This window comes from Bacillus pretiosus (assembly GCF_052947655.1).
Map to the genome: position 1 here is coordinate 202061 of NZ_JBRFUV010000002.1, position 19530 is coordinate 221590.

Genomic DNA, 19530 nt, shown 5'->3' on the forward strand with positions numbered 1-19530 from the left:
CTTCCCGTACTTTTGACATCCTTAAAATATCAGTTCTATTCATACATGTAGAAATATAATCTAAAAATTCTTATAATAAGATAAGAAGTGTAGCATTCTATTATAGAAAGGTCTTGGTATAATGTTAGGTATTGATGTAAAAAAAACAAAAGAAGAGTTAATAATTTCATGGCAATTGGCGGAGGTTACAATCCCATTACGTGATGTGCTTGAGGTTACCGAAGATGCTACCTATGCGGGAGTTGAAGAACCAACTGCAATCCGTATCGGAACTGCATATGCGACAACTGATCGTATATTAATTAGAACTGTAAAACAAAATTATGTATTATTTACTACAAACAAAGTGTCGATTTTAAAGACTATACTTGGTTAAAGATGGTCATATAAATAGATTCAAACAAAGTTCGAATAAAGCAAAAGAGAGAAGTCATAGAAATTTCCTTATTTTATTAAATTCATTAGTATGGCTGCTAACACTTTTGAATTCTTCAAAACGAAAATTATTATCTTGGTCACCTTTTGCTATATTTGAGGGTAATATGTAATTGATGCTGCAGAAATTTGGATGCAAAATTGCATCTTTAATTCAGATATATTGATGTATAATGAAGATGAACTGCTCAACATTTTTCTTTTAAGTTAGTATGTCAAACCCTAACTACCTAAAGAACTAAGGTAAACGTATATTATGTCATTTTAATATTTTATGTTTTAGAGTTCCTCTATTTGAATCGTAAAATGTGGTTTGAATTTCACTTCAATTGTTTTGTTTCCTACGCCACCTTGGACATACAATGAATCATTGCGGGTATAGATTCGTTTAGCCGAATCCATATTGGTTTCAAATATACAATTATTTTCATAACACATTTTTAATTCAACAGTTTCCTCGTAATAACACATAATCATTACTAATTCAAATCCCAGTTTGTCTATTTTACTATATCTATATGCACCTGCACCAGGAATAAAATAATCTTCTGGTTCACTCTCGAAAATTTCCAATAATTCGTATTCATCATATTTAATATTCAACTTGAGTATTCCTAACTTATTTTATAGGTAGTGTATTTATAGTTTCATACGATGTTTATTTTGCACCGTATGAAACTAGTATATTTACTATATGAAGTAGTGACTATTATTCTGGACATAAATCAAGTACATCATGAAACATAGCGTATTCTACAGTCACCTGAGGTCCAAAAATTGTTACCCCCTCTGGGAATTTGAGGTTCATTACAACCTCATTTACTTCTGCATAGGATAGTTGTGTATAATTCTTCGATGTTAAAGATTGAATAACTTGTTGGTCAAATTCCAATTGCTGACTCGTATAGGGCTGTGTGTCATATCCATCTAAAGTTGACATGAGTGACGTATCGCCAGGACAGTCAACTGAAAATTCATGCTGTAAGTAAAATACAGGTGCCAATTTTGAAATTAATAAAGTACTGCTGTAGTAAATATTTAAATTCTCTTTCTTATATGGTTTAAAATCGAATACATATTTTTCTGCTGGCCAAATATCATCAATGTTGACAGGTGTTGTTTGAATGTGTGCATTATGAATAAATACAGTTAATTCTTTAGGTAATTCAATTTTATTTTCACACCTAAGTAAATATTCATTTACAGCTCCATTTACATAAAAATGTTGTATTGCTTTTTTTACTAATTCATTCATATATGAATCCTTTCTTAACCCATTTTCAAATCATGTCCCGCAGGTTTCGTTGAGTTTAAATTAAAGTCTACTTCTCCCTGATGTTTCCCCTTTTTATTAAGTACTTCAAATCTACCATGTTGTGTATCTAAAGCATAAAGATTATTGGATTTTGAATCAACATATACGTCCCTTTTATTTACTCTGCTCAGTTTTGAGTCTTTTTTCCAACCATTTTGCTCAGCAATGCCTTTTGAGGCTATTTTTATTTCAGCGGCTTTTTCATTTATATTCATTTTTGCGATTTTTTTATCAAAGGCTGCTACATCGAAAGAACCTGTTGATACATTTTTTGTTACATTACCAAGTTTCTGTGCATTTTTCTCCAGATCGCCTAGTTTACCAAAGGTACGGCCAATTACTTTTGTTGTACCACCAGTAACTGCAGTAAGTGTTCCCCATACAAAGTCACTTGGCGCATATTTATCATGAGTAAACATTTCCTCGCCCGTAAAGAGCTGTATACCTTGTTTTACTTCTCCAATTCCAGGAGCTAAATCAAGGAATAATGAAGTTTGTTTAGCGGAACGTTTTTGTTCTTCTAAATATTCCAGCTGAAGCAACCTCCATTCATGGTATTACTAATAAAACTGTCCACGATGCACCATCGTGGACAGTAATGTATAAAAAATTATGTGAAGTTACTGCAGGAAAAACTCTACTTATTTATTGTATAATAGTAATAATAATAAAGTTATTGAATTTTGATTATTAAAAGCTAAGAGCCTTACTACATTCTACGTAGTAAGGCTCTTTAAAGTTGTTTCAAATTACATCCATCTGTTTATATAATACTTAAAAAATGAATAATAAAGTTGTTTACTTCTTATTGAACTAACGCATCTGTTCGTTTAAGTGTAATTCTTTACAATTACTTGATACTATATAGGTGAATAGAAAGATAAATTAAAATTTAGTTTCGTAGTTGTAAAAGGAGGTTATTTATATTATTCTCTTATAATTTTCCAAAAAGGAGAGTTTATGAAAAAGATTATTGTTTTTGTGTTAACGATATTTATATTATCCTCAGGATTCGCAACACAAAGTTATGCGTTGTCAGATTCGCAATCTGCGGCAATACAAGCGTTGCTAGATGATGCCTGTCGTATATCAGGTGTGCCGGGAATGTCAATCTCAATACTTGCTGATGATGAAGTGTTCTACTTTTCTTCAGGATATGCAGACCGTGAAAAGGGTTTGTCTGCAAGTGAAAATACACTCTATGAGTTAGCCTCAGTCAGTAAAGCTTTTACCGGTATGGGTATTATGCTGTTGGAAGAGAAAGGGCTGCTCTCAATGACTGACCCTGTCCAAAAATATTTACCTTGGTTTACGTTAAAGTATCAAGGGAAACCTGTTGATATGCAAAGTCTTACACTAAATAACTTTCTTCACCATACCAGTGGTCTAAAAAATATTATGCATACTCAAAATATTCCACAAGGCAATACACCGGATATGTTGCAAAAGACTGTGGAAATGCTCGTGGATGCTGAATTGGCGTTCCCTCCCGGTGAACAGTATAACTATGGAACCGTTAATTATGACGTATTGGGTTTGGTTATTGAGATTGTGTCGCGACAAAGCTATGAAGACTTTATGAAGGAACAGGTATTTCAGCCATTAGGTCTTCACCAGACGTATGTTTATAAAGAAGATGCTCAAGCGACTGGGCAGTTGGCACAGGGCTACCGTTCTTCCTTTTTTATGACAACTCCATTTAAAGCTCCGGATTATGCTGGGAATAAACCGGCAGGCTACATCATTTCTAATACAAAAGATATGGCGCGTTGGATGGGCATACAGATGGGTATTGTGCAGGACATACCCGGAATATTTCACACGGTTATCGAAAAATCACATAGGGGTGATATGTCTGTTCCAGCTGTCAACGGTATGTATTATGCGGCAGGTTGGTCCGTAAACGCCGAGCAAACGATTATAGAACACACTGGGGGCAATCCAAATTTCAGAACCGAAGTAGCCATACTGCTAAATGAACGAACAGCCGTCTCCTTGCTGAGCAACGGCGCAAATACCAATATAAACATAGTACTAAAAGTTAAAGATATATTAGAAGGCAATCTAACTCAGTCATATGAAATAAGCGGCACACAGCTTTTGGATATCATTTTGTCGTCTATCACAATTATTCTTTGCCTATTGGCCGTTTTGCTATTTCTCTTAGGATTACGCAGAAGGAAAACGAATGAACGGCAGCCAATGACAAAAAAGAGAATAACCGTAACAGTTATTTTCCTGATCGCTACGATTGCCCTGGGTATACTGTGCTGTGCTTTCGATTGGTCAACAATACTTATTTGGCAAACATATAGTGTTCTTACAGCTTTGATTTCGTCAGCATTATTAACAGCAAGCATTACATGGTTTGTATACACTCACCGATAAAATACCTCGCTCCCAAGATAAGCAAAATGTTAAGTAATTAAATTTCAATTTATCGGTATGCTTAATTTGAAAAACATAAGACACTTCGGTGTCTTTTTTAATATCATCGACAATTTTCCCAGTCAAACCTAATTACTATTGCTTCCACTAACCTGCTCCATTCGTGGAATAAAGATTTTTAAACAACTTTATTATTTCTGCACATTTATCATTTTAGCCAAGAAGACTCCTTCCTCAAGGAACGCGAAGTGAGTAGGTGGGAGATGAATTGGCTTCGAACAAGGGATGGCAGGAAGCCATCTTAATTGTTCGACATACAGAAGGTGTTACTTTACTATCTATCGAATATATGTTCTGTGTATAATAGTTATATACCGAAATGGAGGTGAATGAAATGATGATCAATAAAGCCTATAAGTTTCGTATCTATCCAAATCAAGCACAAGCAATTCTAATAAACAAGACGATTGGTTGTTCCCGCTTTGTATTCAATCATTTTCTATCCTTATGGGATCACGCATACAAAGAGACAGGAAAAGGCTTGACCTATGGTACATGCTCTGCCAAACTTCCTGCCATGAAGAAAGAGTTTGTTTGGCTGAAAGAAGTGGATAGTATTGCGATTCAGTCGTCTGTTCGCAACCTTGCCGATGCTTATACACGCTTTTTCAAAAAACAAAACAGCGCACCGCGCTTTAAATCTAAGAAAAACAACGTTCAATCTTACACCACAAAACAAACAAATGAAAACATTTCTGTTGTAGGAAACAAGATAAAGTTGCCGAAACTAGGTCTTGTTCGATATGCCAAAAGTCGCGAAGTAAAGGGACGTATTGTAAATGCTACAGTTAGACGGAACCCTTCTGGCAGATATTTTGTGTCACTATTAGTTGAAACAGAAGTACAAGAACTTCCGAAAACACATTCTTACATTGGGATAGATGTAGGACTAAAAGATTTCGCTATTTTGTCAGATGGAACACCCTATGAAAATCCGAAGTTTTTCCGATCATTAGAAGATAAGTTGGCGAAAGTACAGCGTGTTCTTTCTAGAAGAATGAAAGGATCTTCTCGTTGGAATAAACAACGAGTAAAAGTAGCTAGAATTCATGAATATATATCAAATGCTAGAAAAGATTACTTGGACAAAATCTCAACTGAAATCATCAAAAACCACGATGTTATCGGTATAGAGGATTTGCAAGTATCGAATATGTTAAAAAATCGTAAGTTAGCAAAAGCAATTAGTGAAGTATCTTGGTCACAGTTTCGAACCATGTTGGAATATAAAGCAAAATGGTATGGTAAACAAGTCATTGTCGTATCGAAAACATTTCCTTCCAGCCAATTATGTTCTTGTTGTGGATATCAAAACAAAGACGTTAAAAACCTAAACCTACGTAAATGGGACTGTCCTTCTTGTCGTACACACCATGATAGGGATATTAACGCAAGTATCAATATAAAGAATGAAGCAATAAGGCTTCTAACCGCAAGGACTGCGGGGTTAGCCTAATCAATTAGAGTTCGATAGAACTCTTTACTTAGGAATCCCCCACTTCTAAACGAAGTGAAAGTGGGGGTAGTTCAAAACGCTGAATTTGATTTAGGCATGATAGAAAACACTTGTATTGCTAACAATGTAGAATTTAAGGATTTTAAATCCACATGTGTTATGAAAATGTACGGCGATTATGTTGATTCAAAAAAATGGATTTCATTAAGTGATGCAACGGAATTAACGATTAAGCATCGAGCAGCAGCTGACTGTTTTGCTGTCCTGGAATTATTTCAACAACTCAAAAATAATCAAATAGATTAAAATACTGTAAATAGGGCTAAATTACTAACATAAAAATAAGCACATCCTGTAAAAACAGATGTGCTTATTTTTTAATTTTTATGCGTTTTTACGTTTTAAGAAAATAACTCCACCAACAATTAACAGTAATGCACCTGCAGCCATAGAGATCCAACTTGTTAGGTCAGCACCTGTTTGCGGTAACCATCCAATTTTAGATTGAATTTCTTTCTTAGGTTGTGGTTGTTCTTTCACTTGCTCTTTTGGTTGTTCTGAAGTTGGAGTATTTTTATCTTTATGTGGCTGTTCTGGTTTTGGTTGCTCCGGTTTTACTTCTTTAAATTTCACTGTCTGACCCTTATCTTCGATGTCAACGTGAATAGCTACCAAGACATTATCTTGATACAATTCTTCAAACACTACCACTTCTTTACCTTGTAATGCAGAAGCATTGAATATGAAGTCTAATGTAATAGAACCATTCTTCTCTTTAGCAGTAAACTTAGACTCTACTGTTACTTCTTTACCATCAACTAATAATGGTTTTTTTGTTGCTTTATCCATTAGTTTACCTTTTACTACGTACTCTTTACCCACGATTAAGTCTTTGTATTCCACTTTATCTTGGATTGTTACAGTTTTAGAAGAGTCTAACTCTTTAGAACCATCAGCTTTATTTGTAGCTGTCGTTTTAATAAAAGGCTCTACAAATCGAACTGTTTGACCTACATCGTTAATATCAGCGTGAGTTGCAATTACTTGACCTTCATGTAATAATTCTTCAAACACTACTACTTCTCTTCCTTGCTGTTCAGCACCACCAAAAGTAAAGTCTAATGTTACAAAACCATTCTTTTCTTTTGCAATAAACTTAGTCTCAGCTGTTACTTCTTTACCATCAATTAATAATGGTTCATTAATAGCTTTGTTCATTAATTTACCTTTTACAGTGTACTCTTTACCAACAACTAAGCTAGTGTACTCCACTTTATCCTGGATAGTGATAGAATCCTTTGAATGAATCTCTTTTCCACCATCAGCTTTGTTTGTAGCAGTTGTTTTTACTGATGGCTTAACGAACTTAACTGTTTGACCTTTATCATTGATATCAGCATGTGTAGTAACAACTTTTCCGTCTTTCAGTAACTCTTCGAATACTACTACTTCTTTTTCTTCTAAAACAGTTGCATCAAAAGTGAAATCTAATGTAATAGAACCAGCTGCTTCTTTTGGTGTAAACTTCGTTTCAGCAGTTACTTCTTTACCATTTACAACTAATGGTTTATTAGTCTTTTTATCCATTAATTTACCTTTTACAGTGTACTCTTTACCTACTTGTAGGTCTTTGTACTCCACTTTATCTTGGATTGTTACAGACTTAGAAGTGTGCATTTCTTTTGTACCATCTTTTTTATCAGTTGCTGTTGTTTTAATTGAAGGAATCTTCTCATCTTTGACGATATGTTTAATTATTTGACCATTCTCTTTGATTTCAAAAGAAAACGTCTCTTCATTTAAAATGTAACCGTTTGGTGCAATAGTTTCTTTATATGTGTATTTTCCAAATGGTAGCTTTTCAAATTTAGCGATACCTTTATCATCTGTTTTACCTTTTACTACTTCTTTTCCTGCTTCGTTATAAATCGTAAATTCTGCATTTGGAAGCTTATTGTTTCCATCCGCAACATCTACCTTTGTAATTTCCAGATCACCTTTGATTAGATGATTAACTGCTAATAGCTCAATAATTTTTCCATGTTCCTTTATTTCGAACACAATTGGTTCTTTAACAAGAACGTAACCGTTTGGAGAAGTCTTTTCTACAAATGAATACTTACCATACGCTAGATCTTTAACGTTAATTTCGCCATTTTTATCTGTCTTATATTCGCCAATTACTTTTCCACTTGCATCTTTTAACTCGAATACTGCACCTTCTAATTTTTTACTAATATCTTCGTTATCTACTTTTAGTAGTTTTACACTACCTTTTACTTCGGTGTTTTCTACTGTAAAAGTCAGTGTTTTATTGTGTTCTTTAATTTCAAAAGGATACTTTGTTTTATTTCCAATATATCCATTTGGTGTTTTTGTCTCTAAGAAATAATACTTCCCAAATGTAAGGCCTTCAACATTTGCAATTCCATTTTCTTTTGTTACTGCCTTTTTCACTTCTTTTCCATCTTCAGTAAAAACAGTGAATTCAACATTAGGTAGCACTTTACCTGAATCACTAAGTTTTTTTATTTCAATGTTCCCTTTTGCCTTGTTGTTTACTATTTGAACAACCCCTGTTTCTCCTGTCTTAACCTCAATAGTTTGTGGTTTATCACCTAAAACATAGCCTGTTGGCGCTTTTATTTCTTTTACAGTATAAGTACCAATTGGTAGGTTATTTAATCCTGCCGTACCATCAGCACCAGTCGTGATTTTTCCAACTGATTCATTATTTGCATTAAAGACCTCAAATACTGCACCAGCTAATACTTCTCCATTTTCTCCAACCTTTTTAATTTTTAAAGCACCAGCAGCTTCCCAATTTACTGCAAGGTCACTACTAAGCTTTTCTTCATTTCTTTCTAGTAATACTGTAGCATTCTGAACAGTATCCGTACCGCGGTAAGCAATTGCTTGAACTTTTGTTAAGTTTGCAGCAACACTTAGATTAAATTCACCTGTTTTTGTATTTTTAGGAATTTGGATACGGAATTTCTCTCCAACTGAAAGTTGATCTTTCACTTCACCATTTTCACTAACAATTTTTACTCCATTAGGTGCATTTTTCGCTACTACTTTATAAGAACCACTCTTAGCATTTGTTTGTACTGTATATAGATTCGTTTCGAAGAACTCACCTTTTAATTCTGCTTTTTGCTTTTCAGCTGGGATAACATTCATATAGATATCTTGTGTATCGCCGCTATTATTAGCAGCATTGATAATTGCCTTAGCCGCTTTTTCAACATTTTTATTTTCATGTTTCAGTTCATTTACATCAAGTTGACCTAATGCATTCCAAACTGCAAGCTGAGTCGCGTAATGTGCTTCATTCTGATTAGCTACTCCTAGCTGCTCAACACTTTTTTGCGGGAAACCGTTTAATAGGACCCTATATACTATATTATCTGTTTTCCCCATTTCAGGAAGATCTTCACCATTTGGTGATTTTAGTCCCAGAGTTAAGCAATAAGCAATTTGACCACTTGAATTTTTAATCATTTCAGTTCGAATGTACTTACCTAAACTATTACTATAACTCCAGTTCATTGAATATTTCTCGTGCGTCATAACCTCTGCACTAGCCCTTGGTAAAAACACATTAAGGCATAATGCTAGTACTGATAATAATGTAAAAACTCTTATAATAACTCTCTTACCCAATTTTGAAACCTCCCTAAAATAAATTAATCCGATTGTATATCGCAATATCTAAAACATTCACGACCAACCCGAGTATCATTATAAAACAACAAATTACAAATATTAAATAGATTTAATGAAAAATTCGAAAAATTTACATATTTTAATGTTTTTCAAGTTTTCAAATGAAATTACTATATACAAATCTCAAAACACGCCCACAATTAACAAAACAAATATGTATGTTAAGTATGTTAATAGCAGTTCTTTTACTCAAGTTATTAATTTTCCACATTTTTTTAGCTAGCGGAATAGGCAGATTTAATTCCCTTGTTCTTCATTCTGCTAGGGCTCAAAAATAATTATGGAAACTAAATTTCAAGTCTATTTGTAGGTACTACAGTCTCAAAAACTCGGAAAAGGAGGCACTAAAATAACGAGAAAAGCAATTCAAGTTTTAGGTATTACTCTAGGATTGGTAGCCATTTTTCAGATTTAGTTTTACCTCAAACAACATTACTCAAAATGCTGAACATGGGAAAACATTTTAATACTTAAAAAGAGCCATACAATCTGGCTCTTTTTTCATGACATTACTTTGCCTTTTCTGGGGGGAATATTTGGTGCTTACAAATCAGCACGCTTTAAAATTAATTTATTGCTTGCAGCGGCTTCCATTTGTTGCAATTGTAGCATCCGTTGTAGTGATGCTACAGTAGCATAATTCATGAATCCTCCCCTTTGTAAACAATATTTACTTCTGTCTCTCTACTTCTAATTTGTTACCTTTACTATCTACCATTCTTAAAGAACCTGCTCTCAAGAACTCAACAGTATAATCTACTACCGCATTCATTTGTCTAGCATCTATCTTCTTACCGTCTTTAACAAATTCAGTAGGGATCATGGTTACTTGCTTCTTGTCTGCATTATATAACCACGTACCTATCATATGGTTATCTTCATAAGAAGACTTACCAGTATCATCATAAGCCGTGAATGAATTATCTTCTCTAAGGTCTAAACCTTTATGAAACTCAGAACCTCTGTAACTACCCCACGTGCCAAATAACTCTTTACCGTCTGCGGATATTTGCACATTATCATCATCGGACTTAGCAGGTGGAGGAGTATCAGTTTTTGCTCCTGTACCGAAACCAAGATCGTTAGCTTTTTTTACTGTAGCATCTTCAACTGGTTTGAAACCAGTTTTCCAATAACCATTACCTTCTCTGATTAAATCCATTGATTCTTTTGCTTTTGATTTATCTATGTCTTTAGCATCCGTTTTTGCCATTTTAGCCTGAATTGCATATGCCTTACTATAACAGTCTACCGCCTTTAATATTTCTTTATGTGAGTCTTGATACTCTTTAGGCGGTTCTATTTTATTAAACTTAGTATAGTCTTTTGTAACTCAGCTTCTTCTTTTACTAACCCTTTTACTAAATCTTTTTCGTCCTTCGTTTTATCTAATGCTATCTCAGTTATAGAAGAAATTTTATTCATTAATTCAGAAGATAAACCCGTCATGCGTACTGGATACTGCTCTTTTGATAACTTTTCCTTAGTTTCTGACTTAGACTCTACTTTTTCTTTTTGCTTTGTGTCTGTTTTATCGGTACCACAACCTGCCAATAGCATAAATGGTATCGCTAACGTTACTAGTTTCTTTGCTTTCACTATGCCCCATCCCCTTAGAAAAAATTGTATTTAATTAACATATTGCACCATAACATAATGTGTATAAATAAGATGTAAAGTTATCTCATCATTAATTAAAATGTAGACTCTACATAAAAAAAGCACTTGAACATTAAATAGCTGTTCGAGCGCCTTATCTCTTCCCTATGTTTCATGTAATTTTAAAAAGAACCTCCAATTAAAGTTATGTCAATTACAATAAGTGAAAAGAAAAATATATATTCAATCATACTCCCTGTGCTTGTATATATCGGAAATCTTATTTTCATCTTCAAAGGATAAAGCAATTGAATCCCACTTGGAGTAAGGGCATCTAACACTAAATGACTTAATACCCCAATAAACATTCCTATATATATTATGGGGTACTGGGGAGCTAGGTACTTAAGAAGTGCCGTTATACCAAACAAGAAGATTAGACTATGTGTTATAGTGCGGTACCAAAAGTTTTATTGATACCCCAAGATAATAAAGGTATTTTTCTTCCTAAAGTGGATCCTTGATGACAATTATCTGGTATTAATGCTCCAATTATTGATGTGCCCGTTAATAAATATGGATCATCCCTATCCCCGCATAATTATGTGTAATTAAAGCGAATGCTGCCCCTGCTACTACATGAGTTGGTTCTCTCAATCTTATCTTCCTTTCTATTATTCAAGCCTTACCTTAACAGTTGGCAAAAATATAATATCCTTTTACCCAACGCTCTTTTAACCATCTCAATTTATATTCCATATTTGGTGTATAGTTTGCCGCAGAATCCATTAAGTTATACTGAGTCAAAATTTCCAAACACCTTTTGGGGTCAGTTAAAGAAAATAGAAATTCTAAGTCCTCCTTTTCGAGAGAACTCAATACAATGCCTTTAAAATTAATTGGCAGCAGTTCTAATATCAGATCTCTATTCAAACCTGATGTTTCTAAAAAGTTTTGAAGATAAGAAAGAGATAAGTAACTCCAGTTTGTACTTTGATATCCTTCCCCCCAAAAAGTATACCAATTTAAGTCGTTACCATTTAATTCATAACCTCTTATTGCTTCTATTCCCCATTTCATCTTTTTCCCCCACAATCATTATTTCCGTAATCAACCGATAGTTATGTTCACAAATCCCCTATTATTAAAAAAGATCCAAGCATCAGTAATACGCTCAGATCTCTGTTTAATAATTAGATTAAATAAAACTTTATTAGCCTCTTTTTAGAAAATTAAATATGTTCCCCATGATCCATAAATACTTCAATTGATTCTTGTTGTGGTACGTCTTTTACATTAGTAAGACCAAAAGTAAAAACGGTGGACAACATCATCATTAATAAGATAGCTTTTTTCATTTTAGCGCCCTTCTTTCTTTGCTTATTTTGTCTGCGTCTAAAGCAATGTGTAAATATTTGCTTGCCTTTTCATGATTTTTTGAATTGTAGAATTGGTCACCTAAAAGAGAAGCATACTCTTTTACCCACTCATATAATTCTTCTGCTTCAAAATACGAAATACCTTCTATAACTAATTTCTCAAATTCTTCGAGTGGCGCTTTATTATGTAATGCCCTTAAGATTTCGAAATGATGACGATAACCTACATCACTAAGCTTATAACCTTGTTCAATATATTCATTAGCAATAGTATGCTTTCCTAGCTTGAAATGTTCTCTCGCTAAAAGAAACATAGTTTTAAAGTTATTCTCTAATGAATTCTCTAAATGTTTAACTGCTAACTCTGGCATGTTTTGACTTGCATATAAAAGTCCTAAATTATGCTTAACGCGTTTAATTAGAATTTCATCACCTGATTTTTTGAAAGTGTCTAATGCTGAAAGTAAATATTCTTCTGCACTTTCAAATTCATTTAGTCGTATGTTTGCCATTCCTAAAGTATTTAAACATGCAGCTATTTTCAATTCATATCCTGCGTTATTTATAAATATTTCCTTTGCCTTCATAGCATATTGAATTGCTAGAATTGGTTTCATTATATGGTAGTAGTAAACAGCAACCCAATAATTAAATTCTGCTTTTTCAATTTCATCATGCATGTAATCTAGAAGCTTTTCAGCTTCTTCAAAATGAACCCTTGCTTCACTATTGTTGGCCGTATTGATGGCGTAAATAGCTTTAAATAAATGATAATAGTACTCTAAAAATGTTTCATTTTCGTCTGTTAAAAGTTCGACTTTGTCTAAAATATCTTTTGAACCCTTCGTATCACGAATTAGAAGGCTGTACCGCGCATTTAGTAAAGCGTAATACATTAATATTGTTTGATCTTCCTTGATATAATTAATTTTACTTTCAATATCTTCTTTTATCTTTTCGGACTGTAATACACGTTGTGCAATCATAGCTTGATACCAGTCATTTAATAATTTGGTGATTTTTTCGTTAGAAATGAGGTTAACACTCATCTGCTCCTACCCCCTTTTATCAAATATTATCACGGTATACTTGCATTTATAAATATATTCACAATATTTTAACTTGAGAAACTTATTTTTGAATATTCATAGAAGAAAATGAAGAAAGTAATTCAAGTTTTAGGTATCACTCTAGAATTAGTAGCTATTTTCAGGTTTAGTTTCACTTCAAGCAACAAAATACAGAACATGAGAAAATATTTTAATACAAAAAGAGCCACTCTATCACAAATGGCTTCTTTCATTTCATATATTTTCTTTGCTGTGCCATTTCAGATACAAGTGCATTGATTGTAGAGATATATTCTCTTTCAATAGCCTTTATGATGAAAGCCTGTTCTTTTGTAGGAAGTAGCTCGATTTTTACTGTTATCGTTTGGTACATTTTTCTTCAACTAAATTCCTAATAAATCTAGCTCTCTTAAGACTTTTTTATTCGTCTAAAGTTATAACTCTTACAATTGACCACGAACCAAGCCACATCATTTTTCTGATATAACCACTCGGAATTTTAATTTGAGAAGTATCACAAGCATTTCTCCCACACAGAACAAACAAGGCATTATTGTAGTCATCTCTATATTCTCTGTTGAATTTATGGTCTTTCATAAATTGTTCAAATCCGCAATTACTACATTTAATTTGCACCTTTCTCAGCTCCTTGTTTTTTGTTTTTCTACATATTTTTTAAAAGTTGCACTCGATACATTTCCTGCGGTAGATACAAAATAACTACATGCCCATAAACTTGGAAAATGTTTAGGGTAAGGAAATTCCTCTCTCAATTTTTTTGAAGTTACTCCTTTGATTTTTTCCATAATATCAAAGGAATAAATGTTGACAGCGTGTTTAAAAACATATGTGTATGGTCTTTGTTACACTCTAAAGCGACAATGACAATTTCTAATTCGTCGCATATTTCTTGTACCAACTCCCTAAAGCACTCTTCTAAATCTGTCCGGTATGATGCTCCCTACTTTGTTCAAAGAAACCCGTTATCCATTCTATCCCTTTCCCCTTTTAATTAAAAAGCTATCTGTTACTCTTTATTTTATATATACTTTTCTTTAATTTAGGCTTTTTATGTAACCTTACTTTGCTTCCATTAATATCAAAATCCAACTTTTCTTCTTCTAAAGCCTCCATTTTCTGCTTATGTTCTTTTTCTATTCTATCTTTTTCTTCTTTTCTCTTAGTCGCTTTAGGACCAATTACGAATAGAATTAAGAAAATACTAACCATTACAATGAACGTAGTCACTAATACTCATCCTCCCTTATCAAAACCTCATACACCAAAAGCTTTTTAACTTATTAGATTTAAATTAGAAACCTAAAGGAGAATAAGTACTAGTATATATAGAAGGAATAAATATAGATGTTACCTTCACTATTCCTCTATCTCCTTATATAAACCAAAATTATAAATGGCGCAGTAAGGCTGGTACTAACAATGTCGTTACAAATATAAAAATGGAACTATATCTTAAACTTGAACTCCATTTCCCATATTTCGGATGTTCAAATTTCTTATAAAGCATACCTAGTGCTAGAGATATTAAAAACATTAATACAGCTGTCCCTAAAATTATAGAAGTGATTAAACCCACCATATTACTCATAAAAGTTTGAAAATCAAAAGAACGTGTTGTCAACATTAACACCGGTAAAATCCTTATTAATAGTATGAGAATGAAAGACCCTACTCCAAAATATATTGATCTTTTTTTCCACTTTATATGTTTAAACCATAAAGAAGCCCCAAAAACTAATAATGATATTAAAATTACTACAGAAAGGATCAGGAAAATAACATCAAAGAATGCAGGCACACTCGCATGAACTGCCCCATCTATTTTGTCTCCCCCATCTTTTATTACATCACTGCCTCCATTAAACAAAGAACCAAACCAATCTACAATCCAATCGGTCATCCAGGAAATATCGAATGGTAGATCTTCATTTTTTGTTTGTGCAGGAGCAGCTGAGTTATATACCTCCAAATTATTCTCCCCCTTAATTGAAATTAAGCCCTTTACTTTAAGTATATAAACTTAACGAACCAAAACTAAGAAAATATCAAATCATATCTTATCTTATTAGATAGAAGAACCACACTTTCGAACTTGAATTCTGTATCCCTTTATTCATCACCAATATTTTTTTGTTAGTTAACTTTGCAATATAAGTTTGTATATAATTCCTTTCAAAGACACAAAATATCGAAGTGTCTATTAATAATTCCATTTTTTTATCTCATTCCAAAAAGGAGCTGTATAATATGGACAAAGAAAATCTATTGAGCGAACAGATTAATCGCGTCCCTTCGGATGCCCTGAATACCCCTAGTAAGGAACAAGAACAACTGCTAGAAACATCATCTCAAGTGAAAAATAATCCAAACAATAACAATAACGAAAGTAACCAAGACCTATACAGCACAGACTCACCCATTTTAGATGTAGATAGAACAACAAACAAAAAATAAATTACAAAGAAAAAACTTAATAACAGTAAACTGATTTTTCCATAAAAAATAACTATCAGGTCAGAAGCAAACGTCAAAATAAAGGATCATTTCTACATACTTACTGAAAGAATTCTCCTTCTTCAAATGTGCGCAGAACGATAGCCCGACAGTAACAGTAAAAAGGATCTTCCTTTCTATTTATTCCTTTTCTGGCCAAATTTTCACGTTTGGTTCTAATAACCACTTGTGGTCTTCCTCCATAATGCGATCATTCCATGGGTTATTCTCAAGATGTCGAATCATCCAACAAAAATACATTGCATATCCAGGCGCGGTTGCTTGCGGGTGGTCTAGCTCACCTGGAATTGTAATAAAGCTATTATGTACAACGCGATAATTTTGCTTCTTGGTACACAAAAGGAATTCTTTTAAAATTTGTAAGTATTTCTATCTTCCAGCGTAGTGTTTCATTTTTACAAGCTAATCAACCTTGAGGATACACCGGTAGAAACATTTCACCGATTTGCTTATTAGACATTTGATGTCCATATGCAAGGCTCATTAGAACCAGAGCATGCAGGAACATTCATAGTTCTTTCTCCCATTTACACCAACTCACAGTAATCTCTAATTATTTATTGTAATTCCTAATATTAAGATGTAAAATAATATTATCTTATATGCGCTTAAGATAGATCGGAATAAGAAAAGGAACCCTTCTGGGTTCCTTTTTCTATGCAAAATAAAAAGCATTCTATTTAAATGCTCTGTGCTCTTATTGTTTCTATATGACACTAATTCCTACTGCCATAAGGATACCTCATACAATACATACTAACCCTACTAATATTGAAAACTCTGGTAACCCAAAATGTCCAAGTATCATACATAGAATTAAGCCTATAGGATATACAAAGACTTCTATGCAATTTATCCGTTCATTTTCCCTAGCTATATAGGACGTAGTTATACGATAATTAAGACTCCTAATACAATTAAAGCACGCACTTTCTTCAAAGTTAATCCTTTTTGCTTGTCCTTTTACTGTCTCGATAATTGAAACTACCCCTTTCCTCTTTATAAAATCAAAAATATTATAACCAAATCTAGTTACTGGTCTATCTTGCAATTTTTTAACGAATTCCCCGAAAGAATTCTCCTTCCTCAAGTGTGTGAAGGGCGTAGACCAACGGTAGGTGGGAGATGGACTTCGGTTTGGCGTAGCCAAAAGGTTTTGCATTTTATGTTGCCTCTGATATAATCAGTCTTATAAATGATAAAGGTTGGTATATCAATGAAATTAGATAGTAATAACCATTCAGTATTCTCGTTGTATTATCACCTTGTATTGGTCGTGAAATACAGAAGAAATGTATTTGATGATGATATGTCAGACTATGCAAAAGATATGTTTGTTCGACTATCTGAAAGCTATAACATCACATTAGTTGAATGGAATCATGATATAGATCATGTTCATATTTTGTTCAAGGCACACCCTAATACAGAAATGACAAAATTCATCAATGCTTATAAAAGTGCAAGCTCTCGACTCATCAAGAGAGACTTTCCACAAGTGAGAAAAAAACTATGGAAAGAGATGTTTTGGTCAAGAAGTTTTTGCTTACTAACTACTGGTGGTTCATCAATAGACGTAGTAAAAAAATATATTGAAAATCAAGGTGAAAAGTGAGGTGAAATGATATGACAAAGCATAATAAAGCATATAAATTCCGTTTGTATCCAACAGAAGAACAAGCATATCTTATGCGTAAAACCTTCGGTTGTGTACGTTTCGTGTATAATAGAATGTTAGCTGAACGAAAAGAAGTGTACGAAAAATACAAAGATGATAAGGAACAACTAAAGAAACAAAAGCTTCCCACTCCTGCGAAATACAAAGCAGAATTTGAGTGGTTAAAAGAAGTGGATTCATTAGCATTGGCAAATGCTCAACTAAACTTGCAAACTGCCTATAAGAATTTCTTTCGTGGTCAAAATGACTTCCCAACATTCAAAAGCAAAAAAGACAGAAAGTCTTATACAACGAATGTAGTGAACGGAAATATTATGTTGCTTAACGGTCATATTAAATTGCCAAAACTGAAAATGGTACGTATCAAGCAGCATAGAGAAATACCACAAGACCATGGAATCAAGTCATGTACGATTTCTATGACACCTACTGGTAAATACTATGTGTCTATCTTGACTGAATACGAAAAAGAGATTGTACAAAAAGAAGTAGTAACAGTTGTTGGATTAGACTTTGCGATGAATCGATTATACGTTAGTTCTGAGGATGAGAGAGCCAATTATCCTAAGTTCTATCGTGAAATGTTAGACCGATTAGCAAAGGCACAACGAGTATTATCAAGAAGAACAAAAGGTTCTATTCGTTGGAATAAACAACGTATCCGTGTAGCTAAGTTACATGAAAAAGTAGCGAACCAACGTAAGAACTTCCTTCATCATAAGTCTAAAGAGTTAGCTACTCATTTTGATGTTGTAGCTATTGAAGATCTAAATATGAAAGGCATGTCGCAAGCACTTCATTTTGGAAAAAGTGTCGCTGACAATAGTTGGGGTATGTTCACTTCTTTTTTAGCTTATAAACTACACGAACAAGGCAAACAACTTGTGAAAATAGACAAATGGTTTCCTTCCACAAAAACATGTAGCAGTTGTGGAAATGTGAAAAATATGTCATTGTCTGAGCAAGTATATTCTTGTATATGTGGTGTAAATCTCGATAGAGATTATAACGCAGCTATCAATATCAAAAATGAAGCAATACGCCTATTAGCGTTAGCATAGATAGCAATCAAATAACCCTTGGAACGAGGGAGTTAGCTCGGTTGTCTTAGGACGAATTCGTTAGCTATCAAAAGTAACGACTAACCGAGAAGCCCCCACTTCAAACAGTCCATTAGGACGTTAAGTGGCAGGTAGTTCACCACATGCTGAAATGGCTTCTGTATTAACGAAGGCATTCCAACCATATCGCGGAAGGCACAGGTAACAATGACTATAGTCCTTATATGAAGGTCTCTAGAGAACAGTACGCACAATTTATCTTTAATGCTATGAATAGAAATAATAGATCAGATAATAATTTACCACTTATTCCTGTTGAGGAAATTGGAGAAAGTGGAGAGTCTCATGTTACTAATGGAGGAACACTATTTAAATGATAAAATGTACTAATACAATATTAATAATTATCTATATCTACTTTCGAATAATACACCGAAAGTTTGCTAATAATATAAAATACCAAGTCTCCAATTCCCCTGGAGCTGAGCAGTTAGTTCATTCTAACTGCTCTTTTTATTTTTTATCGTCACGCTTCCATAGTATCTCCATATGTTGTATAGAGATATCTCCTTCTAAATTGTCATTGATGCCTCTTTCAAGTCCTAATGCACATCTTAAAAAGTGCTCTTTTTACTTTGCGTGTCACTCATCCAACGATGAATTGAGATTTTAACTTATGAATAATTTATAGAATTATTTCCAATACTACGAATAGATGGGTAACAACCAATCTGTATCCATAATGAATCTCTAATTTTCTTGGATTCTCCCTGAGGCAAGGCGGTTATTTTTAATAACCGCCTTTCTTGTATAGATTATAAATAT

17 protein-coding genes and 5 pseudogenes are annotated in these 19530 nt (G+C 33.4%); 8 read left to right on the forward strand and 14 right to left on the reverse strand.

Annotated features, from left to right (window positions below; all coding sequences use genetic code 11):
- Nucleotides 1-121: 121 nt before the first annotated feature.
- On the forward strand, nt 122-376 hold the full coding sequence (locus ACU8YW_RS28160; protein WP_098134635.1) for a SunI/YnzG family protein: 255 nt from the start codon (nt 122-124) through the stop codon (nt 374-376).
- A 338-nt stretch (nt 377-714) separates the two neighbouring features.
- Here ACU8YW_RS28160 and ACU8YW_RS28165 read toward each other — a convergent pair whose 3' ends face one another.
- The 3 genes from ACU8YW_RS28165 to ACU8YW_RS28175 form a co-directional block, all read right to left on the reverse strand.
- Nucleotides 715-1038 carry a hypothetical protein gene (locus ACU8YW_RS28165; RefSeq protein WP_088065096.1) on the reverse strand — a complete coding sequence of 108 codons (324 nt, stop codon included), beginning with the start codon at nt 1036-1038 and terminating at the stop codon, nt 715-717.
- A gap of 106 nt (nt 1039-1144) precedes the next feature.
- The gene (locus ACU8YW_RS28170; protein WP_088065095.1) at nt 1145-1690 is read right to left on the reverse strand and encodes a hypothetical protein; all 546 of its coding nucleotides are present in this window, start codon (nt 1688-1690) and stop codon (nt 1145-1147) included.
- 14 nt (nt 1691-1704) lie between these two features.
- Nucleotides 1705-2292 (reverse strand): colicin E3/pyocin S6 family cytotoxin, encoded by a 588-nt coding sequence (locus ACU8YW_RS28175; protein WP_218923189.1) that lies wholly within the window; start codon nt 2290-2292, stop codon nt 1705-1707.
- Between ACU8YW_RS28175 and ACU8YW_RS28180 the strand changes: the two are divergent.
- The 4 genes and pseudogenes from ACU8YW_RS28180 to ACU8YW_RS28195 form a co-directional block, all read left to right on the forward strand.
- Nucleotides 2271-2399 (forward strand): annotated as a pseudogene (locus tag ACU8YW_RS28180) (3'-5' exonuclease); the annotation flags it as partial. The gene ACU8YW_RS28175 and the pseudogene ACU8YW_RS28180 sit on opposite strands and share 22 nt — an antisense overlap.
- Nucleotides 2400-2710: 311 nt before the next feature.
- The gene (locus ACU8YW_RS28185; protein WP_426934638.1) at nt 2711-4138 is read left to right on the forward strand and encodes a serine hydrolase domain-containing protein; all 1428 of its coding nucleotides are present in this window, start codon (nt 2711-2713) and stop codon (nt 4136-4138) included.
- 394 nt (nt 4139-4532) lie between these two features.
- Nucleotides 4533-5654 carry an IS200/IS605 family element RNA-guided endonuclease TnpB gene (gene tnpB / locus ACU8YW_RS28190; RefSeq protein ID WP_427325940.1) on the forward strand — a complete coding sequence of 374 codons (1122 nt, stop codon included), beginning with the start codon at nt 4533-4535 and terminating at the stop codon, nt 5652-5654.
- A gap of 72 nt (nt 5655-5726) precedes the next feature.
- Nucleotides 5727-5960, forward strand: a pseudogene (locus tag ACU8YW_RS28195) (3'-5' exonuclease); the annotation flags it as partial.
- 78 nt (nt 5961-6038) lie between these two features.
- Here the strand turns inward: ACU8YW_RS28195 and ACU8YW_RS28200 are convergent.
- The 10 genes and pseudogenes from ACU8YW_RS28200 to ACU8YW_RS28245 form a co-directional block, all read right to left on the reverse strand.
- The gene (locus ACU8YW_RS28200; RefSeq protein ID WP_426934636.1) at nt 6039-9320 is read right to left on the reverse strand and encodes a VaFE repeat-containing surface-anchored protein; all 3282 of its coding nucleotides are present in this window, start codon (nt 9318-9320) and stop codon (nt 6039-6041) included.
- Between the two features lie 733 nt (nt 9321-10053).
- Nucleotides 10054-10982, reverse strand: a pseudogene (locus tag ACU8YW_RS28205) (DUF3994 domain-containing protein).
- Between the two features lie 182 nt (nt 10983-11164).
- Nucleotides 11165-11413, reverse strand: coding sequence for a metal-dependent hydrolase (locus tag ACU8YW_RS28210; protein ID WP_257131297.1), 249 nt, complete (start codon nt 11411-11413; stop codon nt 11165-11167).
- Nucleotides 11414-11672: 259 nt separating this feature from the next.
- Nucleotides 11673-12062: a hypothetical protein gene (locus tag ACU8YW_RS28215; RefSeq protein WP_098134647.1), complete on the reverse strand. Its 390-nt coding sequence runs from the start codon at nt 12060-12062 to the stop codon at nt 11673-11675.
- A gap of 152 nt (nt 12063-12214) precedes the next feature.
- The gene (locus ACU8YW_RS28220) at nt 12215-12340 is read right to left on the reverse strand and encodes a hypothetical protein (RefSeq protein ID WP_017658030.1); all 126 of its coding nucleotides are present in this window, start codon (nt 12338-12340) and stop codon (nt 12215-12217) included.
- Nucleotides 12337-13410, reverse strand: a complete 1074-nt coding sequence (locus ACU8YW_RS28225) for a response regulator aspartate phosphatase (protein WP_098134649.1) — start codon at nt 13408-13410, stop codon at nt 12337-12339. The genes ACU8YW_RS28220 and ACU8YW_RS28225 overlap by 4 nt, the downstream gene beginning before the upstream one ends.
- A 250-nt stretch (nt 13411-13660) precedes the next feature.
- On the reverse strand, nt 13661-13804 hold the full coding sequence (locus tag ACU8YW_RS28230; RefSeq protein ID WP_252196083.1) for a hypothetical protein: 144 nt from the start codon (nt 13802-13804) through the stop codon (nt 13661-13663).
- Nucleotides 13805-14072: 268 nt separating this feature from the next.
- Nucleotides 14073-14377, reverse strand: a pseudogene (tnpA, locus tag ACU8YW_RS28235) (IS200/IS605 family transposase); the annotation flags it as partial.
- Nucleotides 14378-14451: 74 nt separating this feature from the next.
- Nucleotides 14452-14679, reverse strand: a complete 228-nt coding sequence (locus tag ACU8YW_RS28240) for a hypothetical protein (RefSeq protein ID WP_071732440.1) — start codon at nt 14677-14679, stop codon at nt 14452-14454.
- 160 nt (nt 14680-14839) lie between these two features.
- Nucleotides 14840-15439 (reverse strand): hypothetical protein, encoded by a 600-nt coding sequence (locus tag ACU8YW_RS28245; RefSeq protein WP_098649461.1) that lies wholly within the window; start codon nt 15437-15439, stop codon nt 14840-14842.
- Nucleotides 15440-15699: 260 nt separating this feature from the next.
- On the opposite strand from ACU8YW_RS28245, the gene ACU8YW_RS28250 reads away from it, so the two are divergent.
- Complete coding sequence (locus ACU8YW_RS28250; RefSeq protein ID WP_088063460.1) at nt 15700-15906, forward strand: hypothetical protein; 207 nt, start codon at nt 15700-15702, stop codon at nt 15904-15906.
- A 180-nt stretch (nt 15907-16086) separates the two neighbouring features.
- Here the strand turns inward: ACU8YW_RS28250 and ACU8YW_RS28255 are convergent.
- Nucleotides 16087-16284, reverse strand: a pseudogene (locus ACU8YW_RS28255) (5-deoxy-glucuronate isomerase); the annotation flags it as partial.
- An 898-nt stretch (nt 16285-17182) separates the two neighbouring features.
- On the opposite strand from ACU8YW_RS28255, the gene tnpA (ACU8YW_RS28260) reads away from it, so the two are divergent.
- A complete protein-coding gene (gene tnpA, locus ACU8YW_RS28260) occupies nt 17183-17581 on the forward strand; it encodes an IS200/IS605 family transposase (protein ID WP_046956862.1) in 399 nt (132 codons plus the stop codon).
- A gap of 11 nt (nt 17582-17592) precedes the next feature.
- Nucleotides 17593-18705 (forward strand): RNA-guided endonuclease TnpB family protein, encoded by a 1113-nt coding sequence (locus ACU8YW_RS28265; RefSeq protein ID WP_446894118.1) that lies wholly within the window; start codon nt 17593-17595, stop codon nt 18703-18705.
- The last annotated feature ends 825 nt before the right edge of the window (nt 18706-19530 follow it).